The organism is Thermogemmatispora argillosa (assembly GCF_059696725.1).
In genome coordinates, this window is the sequence record NZ_AP019377.1 from 4,761,087 (window position 1) to 4,783,285 (window position 22,199).

A 22,199-nucleotide genomic window follows, 5' to 3' on the forward strand; every position below is an offset into this window, starting at 1 on the left:
TGCTTCCTGACGGGTAGAGCTGCTGGACTATAGCCAGCCGCGACTATCCAGCGCCGCATGGGCGGCTTCCTGTTCAGCTGCCTGCTTATTGCGCCCCTGGCCACGACCAATGACCCGCTCGCCTAGGAGCACCTCGACCGTGAACTCGCGGTTATGGGAAGGGCCTTCCTGACTGACGAGGCGGTAAGAGGGAGTAATGCCCTCGCGAGCCTGAGCCAGCTCCTGAAGCAACGATTTACTGTCCTTAAAGAGGCGCTTCTCAACAATGGTGTGAGCCAGCGGCTCTACGCGAGGAATAATCACACGACGCACCGCCTCCAACCCCTGATCAAGATAGATCGCCCCTAATACTGCCTCGAAGGCTGAGGCAAGCACGCGCTGACTGCCGCCGCTCTGTTGCTCTCCCTTTCCAAGGAGGAGGAAAGAGCGCAAATTGAGATCGCGTGCAAACTGAGCAAGAGTCTCTGTCTTCACCAAGGCGGCGCGCAGATTACTCAGCTCACCCTCATTAAGCTGAGGAAAAGTACGGTACAGGAAATCAGCGCAGACAAAAGCCAGGATCGAATCGCCGAGAAACTCCAGGCGTTCGTTCGACTCGCGCCCGGCACCGGGCGTTTCATAGATATAGGAGCGATGGGTCAGGGCCAGTTGCAACAGAGCAGGGTCGCGAAACTCGACGCCCAAGGCCTCTTCCAGTGCTCTATATCCTGCAGCCATTGTCGTTAATACACCTCCAGTAACACCTGTGCCTCCTCTGTATGCCTGGTGGTCACCTCGCCGATGAGCCAGAACGGGGTAGTAGCTTGCAATGCGGCCAGGCGGGGCCACAATTCTGGGGCGATCGCGGCCAGCAAGCCGCCGGAGGTCTGCGGGTCCCAAAGAATGGCTTCCGCCGTAGCATCCAGCCGCTGATCCAGCCGGACATGGGGACCGAAGTAGGCCCGATTGCGGCTTGTCCCGCCGGGCGTACAGCCGCGCGCCGCGTAGTCCTCGACGTGGGGCAAGAGCGGCAGCTCCGAGAAAGCGAAGCGCATGCTGGTCAGACTCTGAGAGGCCATTTCCCAGGCGTGACCAAGCAAACCAAAGCCTGTCACATCGGTCACGGCATGCACACCCCCGCTGGTGGCGGCCAGCTCGGCCAGGGCGCGGCTGGCGTCGCGATTGAGGCGCATCATCGAGACCACGGCAGCCGCTAAATCCTCTTCGGCGACCTGCTCGCGCTTATGGGCTGTGGTAATCAGCCCTGTGCCAAGCGGCTTACTGAGTACGAGTAGATCGCCTGGCTGGGCGCCGCCTTTGGTAAAGATGCGCTGTGGGTGGACGCTACCGGTGACAGCCAATCCATACTTTGGCTCGCGATCGCTCACGGTATGGCCGCCGGCGATCACTGCCTGAGCGCGGGCCACTGTCTCAGCTCCGCCGCGTAAGATCTCGCTCAGGAGCCCCGGATCAAGATCGTCGGGCCAGGCGACCAGATTAATGGCCATCAGCACTTCACCGCCCATCGCATAGACATCGCTCATGGCATTAGCAGCGGCGACCGCCCCAAAAACATAAGGGTCATCTACCACGGGCGGGAAAAAGTCCGCCGTGCTAATAATCGCCTGCTGCTCATTGATCTGGTAGACCGCCGCATCATCGGCGGCGCTCAAGCCTACGAGCAGGGAAGGCGGAAAATGCTGGGCTTTCAAGGGACGCAGAACCTGCGCCAGGGCCGCCGGGCCCATTTTGGCCGCTCAACCGGCACAGCTTGCCAGCGAAGTTAAACGGATGCGCCGACCGGTACTCATGGCTGGAATGTTCCCGTGTTCGTAACCCGTTTTCATTAGGTGCAAGGTCATTGTAACGCCTTGGCATAAGGCTCGTCAACGTTGTAGACGGACTGTTCTCACTGTGTTACTCTATATTTCGGCTGTGCGGGTCTGAGCAGGCCAGGCAATCGCGGGTCAGCTCAGCTGAACGTTCCCCCCTTCCGGCCTTCCAGCCGTGCTAACCGCAGGCCGGTGGGGCGGAGCGGCAGGCTGCTGATCCGAGGAAAGTCCGAACTCCACAGAGCGGGATGCTGGCTAACGGCCAGTGGGGGTGACCCCAAGGAAAGTGCCACAGAAACAATACCGCCCGCCGGCTGACTAGCCGCTGCGGGTAAGGGTGAAATGGTGGGGTAAGAGCCCACCGGCAGGCGGGTGACCGTCTGGCCGGGCAAACCCCATCCGGAGCAAGACCGAGCAGAGGGAGTAGCACACCTCCTCGTGGGCTGCGCTGGAGGCTGCGAGCGAGGGTGCTCGCAGGTTGCTCGCCTGTTAACCCTCGGGTTGGTCGCTAGAGGCGGCGGGTAACCGTCGTCCCAGAGGGATGATTGCCGCCCGGGCCACCGCAAGGTGACACGGGAACAGAATTCGGCTTATGGCCTACTCAGGCCCGTACAGCGGCTTTCCACAAGAACGGCCCTGCTCTGCTTCTCATTGGAAAAGGGCCATCCCGCTCCTCCTGCCAGATACCTGCATAGCCAGGTCGACTGACAGCTTGCCTCGCGCAGCAACAAGCAAAAAAAGCGGCAGGCTCTTAACCCACCGCTTTTCTGGCTTAATCTATCTGCATTACCTGCTGATCCGATCGTGCTCGATCAACCAGCGGATAAAGTTAAGTCGACGGCTCTCCTCCAGGATCTCGCGATATTCAACTTGCTCATCGACATGGTCTCGCAGATAGAGAAGCCGCTTGGCTTCGCTTTCTGTGAATCCCAGTGACAGCAGGCGTTCGAAGTCTGCGTTATCGGTCGCGTAGAGACGGTCCGGCATGATAACGGCGCTCCCTCTATTCTGGACTACCAACGGATTGAGCAAGCGTCTCCTGTTATCGCTCTGCTTAATTATAGAGACGCTTGAAACCGTTCACAGGATACAACATCTTTGCGCCCTTCCAATATTTCTCAGACGGAGCTTTGGAAGCGGCAATCAAGAGGTGATGATCCTGTTTCCCCCACGTCCTGCCTGATTGGCTGCTGAAGTCCGCTTGAAGCGACCAGGAGGCCCGGGCAGGGTCATTACCCGGAGGCAGCTGAGCAGGCAGGTAGGGCGTAGCGGTTTCTTCACGTCTCCGACCCATACAGTTGTTCCCTTTAGTATAGACGAATTATATCCCTAGAAGGTAAACCCTTCAAGAGGGTGAAAGGCGCTGGCCCAGCAAAAGAAGACGAGCAGCGCGCTCACTCGCATCGGCCAGCAGGGTAGCGGCCTGAGTCATGGCCTCCTGCAACGAGAGGGGGGCCGGGAGCAGGGGCATGACCGCCTCGACTCCCAAAGAGTAGACCACCTGGTACTCTTCTCCCAAACTACCGGCCAGGGCCAGCACAGGGATACCGTAGCGCTGGGCCAGGGAAGCCACAGCGCCAACGCTCTTGCCATAGGCCGTCTGGCGATCGATCTGTCCCTCCGCCGTAATGAGCAGACTGGCTCCCTGCAGACGCTCTGGCAAACGCACCGTTTCCAGCACAAGATCAGCGCCTGAGCGCAGAGTAGCCTGAAGAAAAGCCAATAGACCGGCTCCCAGCCCACCAGCGGCGCCCGCCCCAGGAATATCACGCACAGCGCAGCCCAGGTCGCGCCGAATGATCTCGGCATAGTGATCAAGGGCAGCATCAAGCTGGGCAATCATAGGAGGCGTTGCTCCCTTCTGGGGACCATAGACCGCTGAGGCTCCCTGCGGCCCACACAGTGGATTAGTCACATCGCAAGCGACCTCGACGCGGCTCTCACGCAGGCGTGGATCAAGCTCATCGATGACAATACGGGCCAGATGTGCCAGAGCGGCGCCTCCAAAAGGCAGCTCCCTCCCCTCCGCGTCGAGCAGGTGGGCCCCGAGGGCCTGAGCCATACCAGCCCCACCGTCGTTGGTCGCACTGCCACCAATACCGATGATCAAATGACGGCAGCCGTGGTCAAGCGCGGCCCGAATCAACTCACCTACGCCATAAGTCGTTGTCAAACGAGGGTCGCGCCGCTCTGGGGGGACCAAGGGCAGACCGGCGCAGGCGGCCATCTCGATCACCGCAGTTTGTCCATCTCCGAGCAGCCCGAACGTCGCTTCCACCGGTTCACCCAAGGGACCGGTCACCCGCTGATGCAGCAGCCGACCACCTGTGGCGCTGACCAGCGCCTCAACTGTGCCTTCGCCGCCATCAGCAATGGGCACAAGATCCAGCTCGGCGGTTGGCAACATGGCTTGAAGGCCGCGGGCAATAGCGCGCGCAGCTTCCGGGGCCGTCAAGCTACCCTTGAGAGCCTGGGGGGCGATCACAATACGCATAGCTCGTTTCCTTCCTCTCTCTTCCTCGTCCAGGCCTTGCTTCGTCGGCCTCTACCAGGTGCAGGGCAATTGAAGAGCGTGACGCAGACGCCGCTCATATTCGCGTCGGGGAATCTCGCTCGCCCCAAGGCTGGCCAGATGGGGTGTCAAGAACTGGACATCATGCAGAACGTAGCCGCGACTTTTGAGGTGCTCAACAAGTGCCACCAGACAGACTTTTGAGGCATCAGTCGCCCGCGAGAACATGCTTTCCCCCATAAAAGCCCCTCCAAGAGCTACCCCATAGAGACCTCCCACGAGCTGGCCGGCGTGCCAGGCCTCGACACTGTGAGCCAGACCAAGATAATGCAGTTTTGTATAGGTCTCGATGAACGTCTCGCTGATCCACGTCTCCTCACGGGCCGCGCAAGCACGCATTACCTCGGTGAAGGCGGTATCCATGCGAATCTCATAGAGGCCTTTACGTAGCGTGGCACGCAGCGAGCGAGAGACGTGCAGCCGCTCATGCTCAAGAATAGCGCGTGGATCTGGGGCATACCAGTGGATGTGTCCCTGAGCATCGGCCATAGGGAAGATCCCTTGTGTATAGGCATAAAGCACGGTTGTCACATCAAGCTGATCCGCCATCCGGCTTGCCCTCCGAGCTGTACCACAAGCTTCAATAGAGCGCTTGACCGATCTTGTGCTGCCATGTATTGTAGCATAGCAAGCTCATGAGCTTCTAGCAAGGCATGAGCTTGCTGCCATTAGGGGTTGGACGGCCCACCGCTCGTTTGGGCTGGGCCACAGAAGCGAACACAAGACGACTGTCGGCAGCCAGGCGGGCTGACCTCTCTAGTGGGGCAGTTCTCACCCGAGGGCTGGCCTCTGCGTCTGAGCGAGCGGGGACGGACGAAACATTCCGTCCTCAGTTGATCGATTGGGACATGATCTTCGCTGGACTAGCTGGCATGGCTGCCAGGGCAGGGAGTTGCCCTTCTCCCCTCCTGCGTGATCCGCCGTTGTACCCCTGCTTGAGCGTGCTCCCTGACCTGACAACGGAGGGTTTTCAACGTCCGCCGGGCTTAGCGCAGGCGCTGCAGCAGAGCCAGGAAATTAGGCGAACCCCAGCCGGTCACGTAGTCCCAGCCGCGAGTTGCCTGGTAGAGACCATTGTCGCCGCGCAGAATATCGTTGAAGGGGGCTGGATTACCTGACTGATGAGCGAGCCGATAAACCGTTGGCACTCCCCCGAAGAGAGGTGCATGCTCTTGCCGCAGACCCTGATTAACTAAGGCCAGACCGGCCGCCCAGATAGGAGCTGCGGCACTCGTGCCACCCACACGTATCCATTGTCCATGCCAGAAAATGCAGATATTATCGGCTGCAGCGGCTACGTCTGGAACCTGGCGCAGGCCGTTAGGCGCTTGCAATGGCTCCAGGTTAGGAGTGAGGATGTGCCCCCTCTGGCCATTGTAAGAAGTATCCATACCAGGCCCGACTTGCCAGTACGGACGCTTAAAGGCAGCAGTTTGCGAGACCCCGCCACCGCTGCCCCAGTCATTCCTACAGATGAAACCAGCGTCTTGGTCCCGACCCCAGCCGCTTTCACTTTGCCGCCGATTCTGCCGATCCACTGTGAGGGTAGTGCCTCCGACTGCTATGGCAAACGGCGCATTGGCCGGGGCCGAGACCACGGCGATATTGGGGATGCGCTCCGTAAAAGCCCCACAATCCCCGCTGCTGATCAGGACCGAAATACCCTCTGCCGCTATGATACGCAATAGCTGATTGAAAATCTCCTGCTCGTTAGTGCTCAATTGGTCCTCTGCTGCGCCGTAGCTCACGCTGAAGACTTGAACCCGATTCTCGGCTGCCACGCGTTGGAAGACCGCTAGCATAGCTTGAATGGAGGCTTGGGCAGCCTGATAAACCACAATCTGAGCCTGCGGGGCCAGGCTGGCAGCCAACTCGATGTCAAGAGCGGCCTCGCCCTGACCTGGGCCGCGAGGAGTGTGGCCCTGAACGTCGACTACCTGGATACGCGGCGCGGGGACGCCGGCACAAGCTGCATAGGTGACTATATCGCGCGGGTCAAACGGCTCGCTGAATTCCGCAATTCCAATAGAGATACCCTGGCCCTGTAGCCCCCGCTGATAAAGCTGGGTGAACTGATAGGCGCCTGCTAGCTGAGCACGAGTCAGACTCTGCTTAGCTCCATACTTGGAGCAAGCGGCGGCTCCCTGGGTCCCAGCCAGAGCCGGGCCTAGAGGCTCAAAGAAGGACCAGGGGCGCGGCATAGCAAAAGTGCTAAGGCCAATGATTGACTGTACCAGAGAAGCAATCTGTGGAGGAAGAGAGGGAACACCGCTAGCGAGATAGAAATGCTGCCCGTTTAGCTCATACTCCCGGAGCTGAAGATGGAGACTGCGCTCAATCGTTGCCACAGTGGCAGTCACCTCTAGCTGGGTAGCTAGAGGATCAACAGCCCCTACCTGATAGCCTTGATCTAGCAGCCACTGCTTGACCAGCGTGATCTGTTGTTCGTCGGGGCCGAAGCTTTGACGAATCTGCTGCGGGGTCAAATAGTGCCCGTAAAGAGGCGAACCGGGAGTATAGATCTGCCGGAGAGTGCGGTCAAGAGCATCGTTATTGTAGATAAGAGTGAAGCTCAACGAGAGAGAGAGATTGGCTGGCAACGGCTGGCCTCCCGGGAGCTGACGAAGCGTGGGCAGATCAACGATCTGATGCTCGGGAGGCAGAGGGCTAGGGGCCTGCCTTGGGATGACCGCCGTGGGAGTAGGGCTTGAGCCGTGTTGCGCAGTGCCCGGGCTGGCAAGCAGGTTGCAACCATCCAGCAGAGAAACAACCATCAGGGTCATCAGCCAACTAAGAAGCTGGCTAGCTACGGTCCGCACTGAGGCAGTGGCACGTAACCGGGAATCCTTCTTCATTGGCCTGGCTCCTTTTGACATACTAACCTTGGAAAAAACTTAAAGAGTCACGATCACACTACTTCGCGCGTGAGAAACGATCGCGGATCTCATCAGAAAGCATAGCCTTCCTGGCCGGTTACCGCTGTGATTCCACCCATAGCCTTCCTGTGGAGTAGCTAACAGAGAAGTGGGCAATCTAAGATGAACGGAGTGGCCTAAGTAAGGAAGGGCTGCCGAATACTGTGCGAAGGAAGCTCTGCACTGAGCGCTGAAATCAGCGCTCAACCCGGCTGGGGTGCTGGCCGAGTCCGTCTGCTTGGGGAGGGGGTCACAAGGCCCCCTGGACATTAGGGCCGATCTGTGGTATACTTATTCTCACCAGGACGGTACAGAGTTTCAACGGGGAAGACATCAATTACGAGGGTTGCCGCCTATGCACTCAGAGAAAGAGGATGTGCGGGTTACGTCGCGGAAGGCAGGCGTGTCAGCCCATACTGCCAAAAGCTAGGACTCATACACACTGGGGAGGTTCGGCCCTGGTGTTTTTTATTTCTCTTAATCACGGTCAATGTGCATTCATCGCCAGGCTCTACGCAGCGAATTCTTCACATGATTGCTGATTGCGCCCTTGGGATGTCTCCCAGGCGCAGGTGGCCTCCGTATCTGATTGCGAATAGGAGTGAGTGGGCCAGAGTTGGTAGCTGTTCGTCCCTCTGCTCCGGGGCGAGACTTCGCGTGAAAGGAGGGTGAGACTTGCTCTCGGGCCATCAGCCTCTTGTACATCAAGCACCTTGCTGATGGGATGGGATTGGCCAGCCTGTTGGCATGAACTAGTGTCCGCACCTCGTGAGGCAATCGCCGTTGACATCTATGCGCAGTGGTTGCTTGCTTGCTATACCTGAAGGAGAGTACCGACCGTGAATTCAAGCATGATCAGCAAAATTGCCAAAGCCAAGCGCTATGCGGAAGAGCCGGAGCGTATCCAGTTCACGCGCTTCGAAGCCAAGTTCCGTGGTGAGAACGATGTCCATACCACCAACTATGATCATGGGGTCTGGAACTGCACCTGCCGTTTCTTCCAGGATTGGGGACATTGTTCACACACCATGGCCATGCAGCGCGTGCTGGGTGTGACCATCCCTGCTGAGCATCGCCAGGGTATTTCCGCTGGGCTAAATACTGGCCCCCTAATGCACTAGTGGTGGTAAGGACAGGGAGCACAGTACCGCGGGCCTCACATGGCTTTTCCCGTTTGGAGGCCTGGCTTTAGGCGGCTGTGTGGTCGCCAGGCGAGCCATCCAAGATGAAGAAAGCTTCACGCTGAAGGAGAAGAAAAAGAAGAAGCACTGAGGGCAGGTGGAGAACCTCGGTGCTTCTGCTCTTTTCTTTTTGGGGGCCTGGGAACCTGCCGGCCATTCAGGTTTGGATGATTGCGACCGTGAATGCAGAGAGAAAAACACTCCACTGCAAGGCTTAGGGCGGCTTTGATTGAGGCCAGAAGCTGCACTGAGCAAGGGGGCAGACGCGAGAGAAAACCCCTACCGCCATCGCGCGGCTGCCATCGATCGGCGATCAGCAAGAACCCGACCCGGATCGCATACAGCAACAACGCTCATGCTCAAGCGAAGCTTTAGCCGCCAAGAGCTGGCACAAAATGGAGCACGATCAACGTCGCGAACATGATGGCGGCCAGGATCGCGATCACCACTAGATCTCGACGGACATAGGCGTAGTGCTCTGGAGTAATTAAAGCAGCGCTCCGCTGTGCAGCTCGGCTTGCCTGACGGCGAGAAGCCAACTTACTGGCCGCGCTGGCCGAGCGAGAAACTTCAGCAGCAGCCGCTGTCTGCTCCTGCTCGCGCGTCTCCGCCGGGCTAGACTGGGCGGTAACAGCCGCTTGAGGGCTTGGTTTACTCTGCGCTGCTGCGCCGCCTTCCCGGGCAGAGGCACCGACTTGCTCTCCTCCCGCCTGGCGAACCAGCTCGATGTGCTTCTGCGCGCGGGCCTTCTGCCGGGTCCCGCTGCGTGCACCTGCTTTCTTTGCCATGCTGACTCACTCCTGCTCACGCGAGCCCGCTGCCGTCGCTCCAGGCCTCTTCGGGCCTGCTGGCTTAATGCACTGCGATCGGCACGGCACCGCTAAGATCTTCACGCAGCAATAGAGCTGCTCTGGTATTGCTGACCTGTCTGCCTGCATGACTCTATAGCTCAAGCTCTCCACATTGCTAGCTAGAATGCAGAGATACAGCACAACCCGCTACCGCTGGATTACAGGCATCCAGAAGCGGGAGGTAGGCCCTGGCCCGGCAGGCAGCAGGTAGCTGCGGGGCTTCTGGACGTTGCGCCTATTATACACGATTGTAGCCTTCGCGTCGAGAGGCCCCTTGAAGCAAGCACTACGGGCACGAGCGCTGCGAGGAAGGCACCGTCTCCATTTGTGCCCATTTGACAAGGCCGGCAACCTGTGCTACGCTTAGCGAGAGAGGAGAGTACGCATCTTTTGTCTGTCTCCATTGCCCTGTCGAGAAACAACAGCCGCACAGGAGACCAGCGCCGTCTGCACGTGGAGGCTAGCCATTTTCGTCGGCTAGTCTTTTTTCGCTCACTCTAGACTGCTAGCAGGCGGGTCGGTGACAGGAAAGCAAGGAGAGCCGCGAGCAATCAACGGCGTAAAGAGAGCCGGTGGCGCAGTATAACGGTGCTTTATAAAAATGCAGTATTCGGCTATTTAGAGGTGTTGAAAGGTATCAAAGGAGTGAGGAGTCGCGAGAAGGGAGCGGTAATATGGCGAGGATTGTTGTTGCCATGAGTGGCGGTGTGGATAGCTCGGTGGCGGCGGCCCTTCTCAAAGAGCAGGGGCATGAAGTCATAGGCATCATGCTGCGCCTCTGGGCTGAGCCTGGCAGTGAGGAAGACGACGGCGTTGAGCGTGTTGTACAGAACAAGTGCTGCTCGCTAGAGGCAGTTGACGATGCGCGGCGCGTAGCGCGCCTGCTAGACATTCCTTTCTATCTGGTCAATGTCGAGCACGAATTTAAGGAGCACGTCGTCGACTACTTTTATCGAGAGTATGTGGCTGGTCACACGCCCAATCCCTGTCTCGTCTGCAACCGCTTTATTCGTTTCACTGTGCTCCTGCGCCGAGCGCTGGCGCTAGAGGCGGACTATCTGGCCACGGGTCATTATGCGCGTGTTGAGCGCGATCCCGTGACAGGAAAGTATCGCTTGCTGAGGGCAGTTGATCGGCAAAAGGATCAGTCTTATGTGCTCCATGTATTGAACCAGGAGCAGCTTGCGCGTGCCTGTTTCCCACTTGGGACGTATACCAAAGAGCAGGTGCGCGCCATGGCGGCGGAGCGCGGTCTACCCGTGGCCAGCAAGCCGGAGAGCCAGGAAATTTGCTTTGTGGCCCGCGACGACTATCGGGGGTTTATCCAGCGCTATGCGGCCAGTGAGGTCGCGGCTGGGATTGTTCGGGGCCAGCCTGGTGGTGTCCTGCCGGTTCCGCGTCCTGGCCCGATCTATGATCAAGAGGGGAATCTGCTCGGCCAACACCGGGGCTTGGCCTTCTACACCATTGGGCAGCGGCGTGGCCTCGGGCTGACCTCGTCCCGCCCGCTCCATGTGCTCAAGATCGATGCTGAGCGGAACGCCCTCATTGTTGGCCCAGCAGAGGCCTTGGAGCGTACCAGCTTTACCGTTCACTCCATGCACTATATCAGTGGCGACATGCCGACGGAGCCGTTTGAAGCTGCTGTTCGCATCCGCTACAAGGCCAGCGAGCAAAGAGCGCGTGTGGTGCCCTTGGAGGGCCGACGGGCTCTGGTCACGCTGGAGCAACCGGTGCGGGCGGTAACACCAGGGCAGGGCGCCGTCTTCTATGGGGGCGCCGACGGTGATGAAGTGTTGTGCGGAGGCATCATTGAAGCATGACGGATCAGGCCCATATTCGCAATTTCTGTATCATTGCGCATATCGATCATGGCAAATCGACCCTGGCTGATCGCCTCCTGGAATACACTGGCACCATTTCCAGCCGTGAAATGACGGAGCAGGTGCTGGATCAGATGGAGCTAGAGCGAGAGCGGGGGATTACCATCAAGGCCCAGGCTGTGCGCATGCTCTATACTGCCCGCGATGGCGAGCAGTACGAATTGAATCTGATTGACACGCCGGGGCACGTCGACTTTACATATGAGGTCTCGCGCAGCCTTGCTGCCTGCGAAGGGGCTTTGCTCGTCATCGATGCCACCCAGGGAATCGAAGCCCAGACCCTGGCTAACCTCTATCTCGCTCTGGAGGCCGACCTCACCATTATTCCAGTAATCAACAAGATCGACCTTCCTAGCGCTGACCCTGAACGAGTGCGCCAGGAAGTCGAAGAAGTAATCGGTCTCCCTGGTAGCGAGTGCTTGCTTGCCTCGGCCAAGGAAGGGATCGGCATCAGCGAGATTCTAGAGGCCATCGTTGAGCGCATCCCGCCGCCGCATGGCAACCTTGGGCGCCCCTTACGTGCACTGGTTTTCGATTCGCATTATGATAGCTACAAAGGGGTCATTGCCTACGTCCGCATTGTGGATGGGAGCGTGCGCGCCGGCGATCGGATTGCCATGATGGCCACCGGTAGCGTGACCGAGGTTCTCGAAGCGGGCTACTTTCAGCCACGTATGGTGGCGTCGCAGGCGCTCAGCGCGGGCGAGGTAGGCTATCTGGCGACAGGCTTCAAGAATGTGAAAGATTGTCGGGTTGGCGATACGGCGACCGTCCCCGAGGCTCTTGGCCAGATCGAACCCTTGCCGGGCTATAAGCCGGCCAAGCCAATGGTCTTTGCTGGCTTCTACCCGGTCGATAGTGAGGATTACCCGTTGCTGCGTGACGCCCTGGAGCGCCTGCAGCTCAATGATGCCTCTCTCTCCTTCGAGCCTGAGACCTCCGCAGCCCTGGGCTTCGGCTTCCGCTGTGGTTTCCTGGGCCTGCTGCACATGGAGATCATTCAGGAGCGACTGGAGCGTGAGTATGGCCTGCGCATTCTGGCCACAGCCCCTAATGTGGAATACTATGTCACGAAGCGCAATGGAGAGGTGGTCAAGGTCGACAACCCTTCAGCTTTCCCCTCGCCTGGCGAAATCGAGAAGATTGAAGAGCCGTGGGTAGATCTTTCTATCTTCTCGCCCGCCCGCTATATTGGCCCGATTATGGAGCTGGTCACGACACGGCGCGGCGTCTTCAAGGAGATGAAATATATCGAGGCCGGCCGCGTGCTGCTAACCTATAGCATGCCGTTGGCAGAGTTAATTGTGGATTTCCATGACCAGCTCAAGTCACGGACACAGGGCTATGCCTCGCTGGACTACAGCTTTGCCGGATACCGTGAGGCCGATCTGGTGAAGCTGGATATTCTGGTCAATGGGCAGCCGGTCGATGCTCTCTCTATCATTGTGCACCGGAGCGAGGCCTATCGCCGCGGGCGTGCCCTGGTGGAGAAATTACACAAGCTTATTCCACGCCAGCTCTTCGAAGTACCGATTCAGGCAGCTATCGGCTCGCGAGTCATCGCGCGTGAAACAATCAAAGCCCTACGCAAAGATGTGCTGGCCAAGTGCTATGGGGGCGATGTCACGCGCAAGAAGAAACTGCTAGAGAAACAGAAAGAGGGGAAGAAGCGCATGAAAATGGTTGGTAGCGTGGAGATCCCGCAGGAGGCCTTTATGGCGGTGCTTTCCCTCAAAGAGGAAGGGGAATGAGGCTGGAAGACAGAGACATGAGCCCAAAAAAAACAGAGAACGGGGCATAAATAGATCTTACGTATGCCCCGCAACCCTCTGGTTACGCCTGCCAGGACCCGACGGTCACCCCGTCGTCGCGACCGCACGTAAACCTCTTACTTGAAGCGGTTGTCAGATCGATGGCGCAGCGCTCAGAGGCTCGGAAAGCCCGCCTTTACGGGCGCTCCTAGTCAATCTGGAACACCATCCCTAAGAGGCGTATCGGTTTCTTCATCTGCATACAACCTCCTTTCGGGATTCCAAGCAAAGCCTGCGCCTTGTGCCAGGGTTGTGCCCTGGAAGTGTTCCCTGCCAGGAACACTTAGAGTATACCACGCTGTTTCACAGAAGTCAAGGAGGACCCGGGCAAGAAAGGTAGCTTGTTGAAAATTTGCAAAATCAATGTCTGGCTTCTTGTAGCAGTCCTGCTGTTCAGGAAGCAAGAAAACCTGAAGAAGGATAGTGATAGTAGGGCCGGCAGAGCCGACCATGCCAGCGGCTCCTTTGGCGCGTGTCGGTGCTGCTTTCTACCGACGGAACCTGGATCTATGCCAACTGGAGCTGATTGATACCCTCCCTCCCTTTCACGGTTCGACGCTTTGGAGGAAGGAAGGCACAAGCGCCGCAGCCAGGGGGTCAGCAGTTGAGCTAACAGATCAGGTAAATACCCGACGCAATATCGGGTATTTGCCGGATTTGCAGGGGTGGCGAGTTGCCGTATCATATCCTCGAAAGTTAGATGAGCCGAGAGACAGAGAGAGCGTTACCTGTAGCTCCGTTAGCCAGGTGGGAGGGGCTACAGCGTTCTGTCATGCGTGCAAATCGTTTCTGCTTTCGGCATCGGCTAGGATTGAGAGGCTAAGGTTGCTATGGAGCAAAAACCTCTACGCTTGTTGTGGCTGGTGTTGACAGCGCTGGCGCTGGTCAGCCTGCTGCTGGTGGCCTGTACGCGGCCTGGAACGACTAGCTCGACTGCGGCCAATGCGAGCAGCAGCAGTAGTAGTTCCTCGGCGGCGAGCAGTGCCAGTGAGGGGAACACGGTGAAGATGGACGCCACGAACTTCGAGGTGTCCTCTATCACCATTAAGAAAGGGGAATCCATTACTCTGGTCGATACGGTTGCTGTGCCGCACATTATTCAAAACGGCTCGTGGGTGAATGGGACGGCCAAGCCTGGAATCGAGCCGGGCGCTCCCAAGATTGACGTTCAGTTCAGCGGCAACGATACAAAGCAAATCGGCCCTTTCACCACGGCTGGCACCTTTAAGCTCTATTGTACGATCCATCAGGGCATGAACCTGACGGTGATCGTTAAGTAGGTGAGACTTTATGCTGTGGGAGGGGGGGCAAGAGCAGCGGGAGAGCGCTGTCGGCTGAGAGCTATCTCTCAAGCCCTCCTCCCAGAAAGAGTCGGCACTTTGGGACTTTTGCAGATAGGAATGTTGGTAGTCCCTTTATACTGTTTTTGGCGCCGGACGTATCATAGAAATGGAGACTATGAATGAAGTGGGCAGTGGTGCGGAGGCTGCAACCTGTTTCGGCCTTCAGGCGTATCCTTTTGAGGAGCGAGCATCTCCCTGGGTAGCGTCAGGTGATCCCGCTCTTCTCTCATTGTAGGAGTGCCTGAGACAGGAGCGGGCTGCTGCTTATTTCTTTTCCTGATGGACTTGCTTACTGTCTGACTCAGTTCTTGATCGAGAGGTGACACGCCATGTCAACAGTAGCTGCAACTGAAGATCCCAGGCTCCATCGTGCTCTGGAACTGCTTGGCGGCTCGATCGATCCCGAAATCGAGCAGTCCTTCTCTTCCCTTGAGGAGCGCATCTTGGCCCAGGCCCTGGAGAATGTGGAGCAGGCTGAGTGGCGCTTGCGTGAGATCCAGCGCCTGGTAGGGGAGCGCGATGGGGTTCTGGCCTGAGCGAGGCGCCGTGTGCGTCGCTTTCGCCCAGGCCGCTAAGAACCTTCCGCCCCTTTGAACCCCACTGCCTGGTTGAATTCGCTGGGTTCTGTCTCGCAGGAATAGGGGGAGAGACTGGCCTTTTGTCTCTTTCTCTGATCTTGCTATCCAATCATCTTCACTTTGGCTTTGTTTGTCTGCCTGCTTGTTTCCTTCTTCTCCAGCTATGGAGATAGTCTATGTTCACCTGTCCGCCGTCGCGATGCCGGCCCATCGATCCCGGTCAGCATCGATACGCCGGGCCGGCATCGCTGAAGGCCCTCTCTCTTCTCTAACTGGAATCTCTTGCTGCGTCCTTTTGCAAGCCCAAGCAACTCTACCCAAGCAACTCTAAGAGAAGAGCTGGATCTCTGCCCTCACTGAGCCAGGTTTCTCCACGGAGCGCTTTCTGCCCGGGTCTCGTTTTCTCTCACTTCACTTGACTTCACGGGGCAAGCGCACCGCTCCCCGGAGCAAGATGTCAAACTGTTCCAGAGGGCGGCGGTCGTCGTCGGCCTGCCAACCGTCGGGGTGGGGCTGCAGATGGCGTCTGATGAAGAGTTGAGCGACCAACAGCTGCCGTTCGCTACTGAGCGATGAAGTGCTGAGAGCGTTCGCTGCCTGCTCTAGCAAGAGCGTGGCAATAGTAACTTGGGCCAGACGCTCAACCAAGCCGCGCAAAGGGAGCTGAGCGCTTTCGAAATCAAGGGCCATTGTCTGCTCAAAGCGGGCTGCCAGTTGCTCCAGCTTAGCTTGTAGCGTACGAGCATGTGGGCTAACTTCTGGTCGCTGGAGCAGATGCAGGCGTTCCCTGAGCCAGGCGAAAAGGGACTGATGGCATCCTTCGCGGCTCATGGCCCGTGCGACATCCAGGACGATCACGTTACTGGCTCCTTCCCAAATAGCATTAACGATGGCATCGCGCAGCAGGCGTGAATTCACCCAGTCCTCAACGTAGCCGTTTCCGCCGCGCATCTCCAGGGCTTCAAGGGTCACATATTCGCCTCGCTTGGGAATGTAATATTTGCAGAGGGGCGTCAAGATACGCAGCAGGCGACGGTCCTCCTCGCGTCCGTCACGGTCAACTCGCTCCAGAACCGCGGTTGTTTCGAAAGCCAGCGCTGCACAGCCTTCGACTTCCAGGAGAAGATCGACCAGTTGACGCCGCATCAGCGGGTGATCACAGAGACGGCGTCCGAAGACCATGCGTCCCTGAGTATGGACGGCGGCTTCCAGCAGGCTGCGCCGCATCGCGGCCAGCGAACCGATGGCGGCCCAGATGCGCGTAAGGTTGATCATCTCGGTCATCTGAATAAAGCCACGTTCTAAGGCCCCAACTTGATAGGCGAAGGCGCCCTCCAGGGTTACTTCGCCTGTCGCCAGTGAACGTGTGCCCAGTTTCTCCTTTAGGCGGTTGATCCTGTAGGCGTTGCGTTTCCCGTCTGGCAGATGGCGGGGGACCAGGAAGAGGCCCAGGCCCCGGGTTCCTGCTGGGGCTCCGTTGGGGCGGGCCAGCGTGAGGATCAGGTCGGCAGAGACATTGGAGCAGAACCATTTCTCTCCCCAGAGCTGCCACTGAGGCCAAGGCTCTGCCTCCCCCTCGTTATGCTCATCAGCCTCACGGCGGCAGGCGACAGTGGCCGTCTGACCCACGTCTGAGCCGCCCTGTTTCTCGGTAAGGAACATGGCCCCTTGCTGTAGCTCATCCAGGGTGAGAGCTGTCAGATGCGGCAGAAAGCGCCGCTTAAGAGCTTCATCACCATAGCGTTCCAGGACACGGGCCAGAGCATCCGTCATGGAAACGGGGCAGAAAACCCCTGCTTCGGCCTGCATACCGAGATAAGCCAGAGCAAATTTAACAGGCTGCGGCACTCGTCCTGGCCAGCCTAAAGCACCCTCGCGGTGTGTGCAGGCAGCAATGGCAAAGTCTTGATAGGCGATGCGCTCAAGTTCATGATAGGCTGGGTGAAAGATTATTTCGTCGATACGCTGACCGCGCCGGTCGTACTGGCGCAGCACTGGCCCATGTCGCTCGGCAATAGCGGCCAGTTCATCCATACGTTCGGAGGCAACAGCTCCCATGCGCAGGAGCAGAGGATGTGCGCGCTCGTAGTCATCAGGGGAGAGGTGACGCTGCAGCAATTGCTCTAGGGTGGGGTCAGCCTGATAGAAGTTTATGCCCTCGGTGCCAGGCATCAGACTCTGTGCGTCCAGCATGGGCACTCGTGGCCTCCTTTCTGCTTCGTCGCTCATGATTGGTTGTTGGCAGGGCCGGCGTCAGTTGTCAGCCTGGTGACTGCCTGTATATAGGCAGTGTAGCATATCTTCAGCCTGGAGATAGGGGCAGCTATGCCTGTTGCCTGGCTGCTGTGGCTATGGTATGCTTTACTAGAGGAGAGCAGCCAGGCTGCTATTGTGCGGAAGGAGTCCGACTATGTTGACGAGCATTCCTCTTCAGGTCCCTCCGTTTCTTGGGTGGCCCCGAGATTGGCGATCGGAACGAGCAGTCTTCTGGACCCCTGCATGCAGCAGAGGCACCTTGTCTCTTGACCACCGCCGGCAATCCTCCTATACTAAAGGCCACAACCGCGAGAAAAAGACGATTGCTTGCTATAGTAGCCAGCGGTGGTGATAGATGGATCATTTCTGCTAGAGAGAGACGACAGAGGCGCTCCGTGAAGCTTGTTATTCGCTGGCGTCCACTCGTGCTGATTGCCTTGACGGTTCTAGGCCTGGCCCTCCGTCTCTATGGTTTGAATTGGGATGATGGTAACAGTTTTCATCCTGATGAGCGAGAGATTCTCTTTCACGTCGTGGCGATTGCCTGGCCGACGAGCTGGTCCCAGTTTCTGGACCCTGCTCGCTCTCCACTGAATCCTCAGTTTTTCGCTTACGGCTCATTCCCAATTTATTTATTGGCCGCTGTGGGAGCCGTTCTGAAGCACTTCTTTCCCACCCTGGGAAGCTTTGCGAATCTCACACTGGTGGGACGCGTGATCTCGGCCCTCTTCGACAGTGGCACGATCGCTCTCACGGCGCTGCTGGCACTCGTGCTGATCCAGGATGAGCGGCCTGGCCGGCCTCATGCTTGGGCCGTGGCGCTGCTGGCTGCGGCTTTCGTGGTGTTTACTCCTCTGCAGTTGCAGCTTTCGCATTTTTACGCCGTCGATACTATTCTGGTCTTCTTTATTACGCTCACTATACTGGCGTGTGTGGCCCTGGTCAAAAGCGAACGGCCATTGCGCTGGGCGCTCTTGGCGGGCCTGGGCTATGGGCTGGCATTGGCAACGAAGTTTAGTGCCGCTCCCTTGATCGTCCCGTTAGGCCTGGCTTGTGGGCTGCGTTGGTGGCGTCAGGGATCTCTCGATGGATGGGAGCTGCTTCCACTGTCGCTGATCACGAGCGTACTGGTCTTTTTTGTAGCCATGCCCTATGCTTTCCTCGATGCTCGTGATTTTATCCAGCAGGTTTCGTTTCAGGGAGACCTTGCCCGTGGCCTGATTGATCTGCCCTATGTACGCCAGTTCGCTGGCACGATTCCCTATCTCTATGAGCTGCAAAATATGGTTCTCTGGGGCCAGGGCGTAACCTTGGGCCTGACTGCCCTCCTTGGCTTGCTCTGGCTCTGCTGGTCCCTGCTTACACGGCGCCAGCTTTCGGCCTGGCTTGTCCCGCTGGCCTGGATCTTGGTCTACGGGGCGATTACGGGCAGTTTCTATGTCAAGTTTATGCGTTATATGCTGCCGCTCTATCCCTTCCTGGCGCTGTTGGCCGCGCTGCTGGTGCTGCAGTTTCAGGATTGGTTGGGGCGATGGCTGGTTGGCGCTCTGCGGGAGGCCCAAGATACGCTCCGAGTTGGCCGTGTGCGCCTCGCGCGTGGCCTTGGCTATGGACTCCTGGGCTTCGTTTTGGCTGGCACGATTTTTCAGGGACTGGCACTGCTGAACGTCTACAGTGAGCCAAATACGAGAATAATGGCTTCTCGCTGGATATATAGCCATCTGCCTCCAGGCAGCGTGTTGACTTACGAGCAGTGGGACGATCCTTTGCCTGTCCCTGTCGATGGGCATGATCCCAGCATCTATCGTCAGGCAACCTACCTGAATGCTGCTGGTCAGCCCCAGACTGGCCTCGATCTCTACGGCGATGATACCCCGCAGAAGGCTTGTACGCTGGCCAAGCTCTTACCGACTGTCGATGCGATTACTATGCCTACTGATCGTCTCGATAAGTCGATCCCGCGCTTGCCCGCACGCTATCCGCTCACAATTCACTATTATCAGCTTCTGTTCAGTGGACAGCTAGGTTTCCATCTGGCTGCTCAGTTCGTGGTGCGCCCCCATCTCTTGGGAATTACGCTCGATGATAGCGGGGCCGATGAGAGCTATTCGGTCTTCGACCATCCGGTAGCCCGTATCTTTGTGCGCGATAGGCCCTATCCTTATACGCCGCAGCAGCTCTTTGAAAAGCTTGTGGCTGGGGTGCGCTGGCCTCAGCCTGTCACTTCACTGAGCTGCTCATTTGCGACTGCTTAGGGCGTAAGGGCTGCTACTCTGGGCTTCTATCGTAGGAGCGGAGTAGTTCACGGGACAGAATAGGGGGCAGATTCGTTGGTAGGTAATTGGAGGTAGGTGCTGGGAAGCAGCTGTAAGTACGGGTGAGTAGGCTGAGATGCCATGAGGAGAGAGTGAGAGATACCGGCTCCGAGCTAATCCCTGGCTAATGAAGCAGTGCCGCACGTGGGCACACGGTTGAATGAGGCGCTGATCATGATCCATGATTTAGGAGATAAGATCTTGACCCTCTTGAGGGGTCGGGCACATGGGTGGCCGCTGCAAGGGAGCTTCAGGGTCAGGAGCTGAGAAAACTGTGTTGGTACTGGTTGAGTGTTCCTATGCTTGATTTGCTCTTGATGTGGGCGTTGGTGGAGCTGCTGGGTGTGCTCTGCCTGCCGCTGACTGTGACTGTCTTGCGCAATCTCCCCGACCGTGGTTGGGCCTTTAGCAAGGCTCTGGCGCTGGCCCTCTTCGCCTTTTGTGTCTGGCTGCCTTTGATGTGCATTCAATCATGGCCATTTAGCCGCGCCTTTATTGGTGGGGTCCTCGTAGTGCTTACGATTCCCGCCCTCGCTGGTTTGCTCTCTACACGCGCGACTCTTGTGAAGCTGTTGCGGGAGAATGCGGGCTATCTTGCCAGTTGCGAGCTAGTCTTTTTGGGCATGGTCTTTCTGCTCGGCTGGATTCGCTCCTATGGCCCTGATATTCGCGGCTTTGAGATGTTTATGGATGAAGGCTTTATCGCCGCAATTATGCGCAGTCCGCATTTGCCGCCAAACGATATGTGGTATGCTGGCTACCCGATCAACTATTATTACTATGCCCACTTTACGATCGTGGTGCTGGCGAAGCTATTGGGGCAATCTCCTTCTATCGCTTTTAACACGGGTATTTGTATCTTTTTCGGCCTGACTGCGGTCAATCTCTTTGGGGTGACCTGCAATATCGTTGCCTGGGCCAAATATGTCCGCGCTGGCGGCCCGCCTCCAGATGATGGGCGTGTCGAGGGGCCAGCGCGCGCTTTCCCGCGTTTGACGGCGGCTATTCCCTACGGACTGCTGACGATGGCGCTTGGCTTGATTCTCGGTAATCTGGCCGCGACCCAACAGTGGTGGCGTGATCATGGCGATCTCAGTCAATTTGATTGGTTCGCTCCCTCGCGGGTGGTGGATAAGACGATCAATGAGTTTCCGGCGTTCAGCTTCCTGCTCTCCTGCTTTCATGCCCATGTCCTGGCCCTGGCGTTCACCATCCTGGCCATTGCTTTGGCTTTCAATCTCTTGCTGGAGCGCGAAGGTGTGGGGATGTTCATCTTTGGCCGTGGCTGGCGCCTGCCCTTGACGCTGGGCACAACGGCCCTGGTCATCGGCGCCCTCTTTACGATGAATGGCTGGGATTATCCAACCTATCTCGGTTTGGCCCTGGTCTGTATTGCTCTTCAGCAGTGGTTGGTTCATGAGCGTCGTTTCAAGGGAACACTGCTGGTGGATATTGCCGCGGCAGCGGTCCCGCTCATTATTCTCTCGTTGGCCTTCTATCTGCCTTTCTATTTGAGCTTTGTTTCACCATCCCAGGGCATCGGGGTCGTTGGCCCTGCCGATCGCTCGTCTCCTGGCCAGGAGATTCTGATCTATGGCCTGTTCGCTTTCGTCTTTGTCTCTCTGCTGGTGGCCTCTATAGTCAGGTTGCCTGCTTTTGAGGAAGAAGAGGAGACTTCAGTAGTAAGCGCAGAGCAGCCGGCGCCTGCTCCAGGCTGGCTTAAGTGGCTGGTACGCTTCAGTGGTCAGTGGCTGAGCTTCTGGGTGATTGCTTTGCTGGGCCTGGTGGCTCTCTTGTTGGTGCGCAATAGCGGTACGTTTGTTGCAGCGGGCGCCTTGGCAGCTGTTGGGGCTGTGCTGGTGCTCTCTCATCTGCGCGATCGGGCGCTGGCTTTCACTCTCTTGCTTGGCTCGTTGGCTTTTGCTCTGGTGGCTGGCTGTGAGGTGTTCTATCTGCGCGATGTCTTCGCTGATAGCTATCCACGCATGAATACAGTTTTTAAATTTTATTTCCAGTCGTGGGCTCAGCTATCGATCGCCTGTGGCGCAGCTCTCTTCTTTATCTTGGAGGCGCTGCGGCCAGGGGAGATGGCGACGTCGCTGCAGCGCCTCTTGCAGGAGGGCCTGCAGGTGGTCTGGACGGCGGCTCTCTGCCTCTTGTTGCTGGCCGGCGCGGTCTATCCAGTGGCGGGAAGTTATGCCCGCACGGATCATTTCGCGCAGCGGAGCAATAGTCTGGATGGCCTGGCTTATCTTGCTCAAACTGATCCGGGTGATTATGCCGCGATCCGCTGGCTCAATGCCCATGTGAGCGGTGACCCCGTGATTGTGGAGGCTGTTGGCCCGGACTATAGTGATTACGCGCGTGTCTCGGCCTTCACTGGTTTGCCGACGATTATGGGCTGGGTCGGCCACGAGTATCAGTGGCGTGTGAATTGGTTGAATAATCTAGCTTACGCCGCTGATTTTAATCGGCGGGCCACTGATGTGGCAACGATCTACACCAGTTCTCAGGCCGCGGCGGTTCGCTCGCTTCTGGCTCTTTATCATGTGAGCTATATCTACGTCGGGCCTCTGGAGTTAGCCAAGTATCAGACAATTAATTTGAGTCGATTCTCTTCTTTCCTTCGTATAGTCTACTCTGCTGAGGGTGTGACGATCTATAAGGTCACGTTGTCTTAAAC

At 57.7% G+C, this 22,199-nt stretch carries 16 protein-coding genes and 1 other RNA gene; 8 read left to right on the forward strand and 9 right to left on the reverse strand.

What is annotated here, in order from left to right; genetic code table 11:
* Nucleotides 1–27: 27 nt before the first annotated feature.
* The gene (gene rnc, locus AC6H1L_RS18665; RefSeq protein ID WP_497598971.1) at nt 28–717 is read right to left on the reverse strand and encodes a ribonuclease III; all 690 of its coding nucleotides are present in this window, start codon (nt 715–717) and stop codon (nt 28–30) included.
* 5 nt (nt 718–722) lie between these two features.
* The gene (gene selD / locus AC6H1L_RS18670) at nt 723–1,790 is read right to left on the reverse strand and encodes a selenide, water dikinase SelD (RefSeq protein ID WP_497601567.1); all 1,068 of its coding nucleotides are present in this window, start codon (nt 1,788–1,790) and stop codon (nt 723–725) included.
* Nucleotides 1,791–2,009: 219 nt separating this feature from the next.
* Here selD and rnpB point away from each other — a divergent pair.
* An RNA gene (gene rnpB / locus AC6H1L_RS18675) (RNase P RNA component class A) lies at nt 2,010–2,420 on the forward strand.
* Between the two features lie 177 nt (nt 2,421–2,597).
* Here the strand turns inward: rnpB and AC6H1L_RS18680 are convergent.
* From AC6H1L_RS18680 to AC6H1L_RS18695, 4 genes are all read right to left on the reverse strand, one after another.
* Nucleotides 2,598–2,798, reverse strand: coding sequence for a hypothetical protein (locus AC6H1L_RS18680; protein ID WP_052888571.1), 201 nt, complete (start codon nt 2,796–2,798; stop codon nt 2,598–2,600).
* Nucleotides 2,799–3,156: 358 nt separating this feature from the next.
* Nucleotides 3,157–4,305, reverse strand: a complete 1,149-nt coding sequence (locus AC6H1L_RS18685; protein WP_497598972.1) for a glycerate kinase — start codon at nt 4,303–4,305, stop codon at nt 3,157–3,159.
* A gap of 51 nt (nt 4,306–4,356) precedes the next feature.
* Entirely contained in the window at nt 4,357–4,932 is a 576-nt protein-coding gene (gene aat / locus AC6H1L_RS18690) for a leucyl/phenylalanyl-tRNA--protein transferase (RefSeq protein WP_497598973.1), read from the reverse strand.
* Nucleotides 4,933–5,369: 437 nt separating this feature from the next.
* On the reverse strand, nt 5,370–7,238 hold the full coding sequence (locus tag AC6H1L_RS18695) for a S53 family peptidase (RefSeq protein ID WP_497598974.1): 1,869 nt from the start codon (nt 7,236–7,238) through the stop codon (nt 5,370–5,372).
* 899 nt (nt 7,239–8,137) lie between these two features.
* Here AC6H1L_RS18695 and AC6H1L_RS18700 point away from each other — a divergent pair.
* On the forward strand, nt 8,138–8,419 hold the full coding sequence (locus tag AC6H1L_RS18700) for a hypothetical protein (protein ID WP_052888578.1): 282 nt from the start codon (nt 8,138–8,140) through the stop codon (nt 8,417–8,419).
* A gap of 431 nt (nt 8,420–8,850) precedes the next feature.
* Here the strand turns inward: AC6H1L_RS18700 and AC6H1L_RS18705 are convergent, their stop codons facing one another.
* Complete coding sequence (locus tag AC6H1L_RS18705) at nt 8,851–9,267, reverse strand: hypothetical protein (protein WP_497598975.1); 417 nt, start codon at nt 9,265–9,267, stop codon at nt 8,851–8,853.
* Between the two features lie 737 nt (nt 9,268–10,004).
* On the opposite strand from AC6H1L_RS18705, the gene mnmA reads away from it, so the two are divergent.
* Complete coding sequence (gene mnmA / locus AC6H1L_RS18710; protein WP_497598976.1) at nt 10,005–11,153, forward strand: tRNA 2-thiouridine(34) synthase MnmA; 1,149 nt, start codon at nt 10,005–10,007, stop codon at nt 11,151–11,153.
* Nucleotides 11,150–12,964, forward strand: a complete 1,815-nt coding sequence (gene lepA, locus AC6H1L_RS18715; RefSeq protein ID WP_497598977.1) for a translation elongation factor 4 — start codon at nt 11,150–11,152, stop codon at nt 12,962–12,964. The genes mnmA and lepA overlap by 4 nt, the downstream gene beginning before the upstream one ends.
* Nucleotides 12,965–13,176: 212 nt before the next feature.
* Here the strand turns inward: lepA and AC6H1L_RS18720 are convergent, their stop codons facing one another.
* Nucleotides 13,177–13,476 carry a hypothetical protein gene (locus AC6H1L_RS18720; protein ID WP_497598978.1) on the reverse strand — a complete coding sequence of 100 codons (300 nt, stop codon included), beginning with the start codon at nt 13,474–13,476 and terminating at the stop codon, nt 13,177–13,179.
* 378 nt (nt 13,477–13,854) lie between these two features.
* Between AC6H1L_RS18720 and AC6H1L_RS18725 the strand changes: the two genes are divergently transcribed.
* Nucleotides 13,855–14,304 carry a cupredoxin domain-containing protein gene (locus AC6H1L_RS18725; RefSeq protein ID WP_497598979.1) on the forward strand — a complete coding sequence of 150 codons (450 nt, stop codon included), beginning with the start codon at nt 13,855–13,857 and terminating at the stop codon, nt 14,302–14,304.
* A 392-nt stretch (nt 14,305–14,696) separates the two neighbouring features.
* On the forward strand, nt 14,697–14,903 hold the full coding sequence (locus tag AC6H1L_RS18730) for a hypothetical protein (protein ID WP_497598980.1): 207 nt from the start codon (nt 14,697–14,699) through the stop codon (nt 14,901–14,903).
* Between the two features lie 453 nt (nt 14,904–15,356).
* Here the strand turns inward: AC6H1L_RS18730 and AC6H1L_RS18735 are convergent, their stop codons facing one another.
* Nucleotides 15,357–17,138 (reverse strand): acyl-CoA dehydrogenase family protein, encoded by a 1,782-nt coding sequence (locus AC6H1L_RS18735; RefSeq protein ID WP_497598981.1) that lies wholly within the window; start codon nt 17,136–17,138, stop codon nt 15,357–15,359.
* Nucleotides 17,139–17,596: 458 nt separating this feature from the next.
* Here AC6H1L_RS18735 and AC6H1L_RS18740 point away from each other — a divergent pair, with 458 nt between their 5' ends.
* Nucleotides 17,597–19,456 (forward strand): phospholipid carrier-dependent glycosyltransferase, encoded by a 1,860-nt coding sequence (locus tag AC6H1L_RS18740; protein ID WP_497598982.1) that lies wholly within the window; start codon nt 17,597–17,599, stop codon nt 19,454–19,456.
* A gap of 359 nt (nt 19,457–19,815) precedes the next feature.
* Nucleotides 19,816–22,197, forward strand: coding sequence for a DUF2298 domain-containing protein (locus tag AC6H1L_RS18745; protein ID WP_497598983.1), 2,382 nt, complete (start codon nt 19,816–19,818; stop codon nt 22,195–22,197).
* Nucleotides 22,198–22,199 lie beyond the last annotated feature (2 nt).

What these genes read in the sequence shown, in the direction of transcription:
- AC6H1L_RS18725 (WP_497598979.1), top strand. Translation starts at nt 13,855, where the DNA reads ATGGAGCAAAAACCTCTACGCTTGTTGTGGCTGGTGTTGACAGCGCTG.
- AC6H1L_RS18720 (WP_497598978.1), bottom strand. Translation starts at nt 13,476, where the DNA reads ATGGTCGGCTCTGCCGGCCCTACTATCACTATCCTTCTTCAGGTTTTC.
- lepA (WP_497598977.1), top strand. Translation starts at nt 11,150, where the DNA reads ATGACGGATCAGGCCCATATTCGCAATTTCTGTATCATTGCGCATATC.
- AC6H1L_RS18695 (WP_497598974.1), bottom strand. Translation starts at nt 7,238, where the DNA reads ATGAAGAAGGATTCCCGGTTACGTGCCACTGCCTCAGTGCGGACCGTA.
- aat (WP_497598973.1), bottom strand. Translation starts at nt 4,932, where the DNA reads ATGGCGGATCAGCTTGATGTGACAACCGTGCTTTATGCCTATACACAA.
- AC6H1L_RS18730 (WP_497598980.1), top strand. Translation starts at nt 14,697, where the DNA reads ATGTCAACAGTAGCTGCAACTGAAGATCCCAGGCTCCATCGTGCTCTG.
- AC6H1L_RS18735 (WP_497598981.1), bottom strand. Translation starts at nt 17,138, where the DNA reads ATGCTGGACGCACAGAGTCTGATGCCTGGCACCGAGGGCATAAACTTC.
- mnmA (WP_497598976.1), top strand. Translation starts at nt 10,005, where the DNA reads ATGGCGAGGATTGTTGTTGCCATGAGTGGCGGTGTGGATAGCTCGGTG.
- AC6H1L_RS18745 (WP_497598983.1), top strand. Translation starts at nt 19,816, where the DNA reads ATGCTTGATTTGCTCTTGATGTGGGCGTTGGTGGAGCTGCTGGGTGTG.
- rnc (WP_497598971.1), bottom strand. Translation starts at nt 717, where the DNA reads ATGGCTGCAGGATATAGAGCACTGGAAGAGGCCTTGGGCGTCGAGTTT.
- AC6H1L_RS18685 (WP_497598972.1), bottom strand. Translation starts at nt 4,305, where the DNA reads ATGCGTATTGTGATCGCCCCCCAGGCTCTCAAGGGTAGCTTGACGGCC.
- AC6H1L_RS18680 (WP_052888571.1), bottom strand. Translation starts at nt 2,798, where the DNA reads ATGCCGGACCGTCTCTACGCGACCGATAACGCAGACTTCGAACGCCTG.
- AC6H1L_RS18705 (WP_497598975.1), bottom strand. Translation starts at nt 9,267, where the DNA reads ATGGCAAAGAAAGCAGGTGCACGCAGCGGGACCCGGCAGAAGGCCCGC.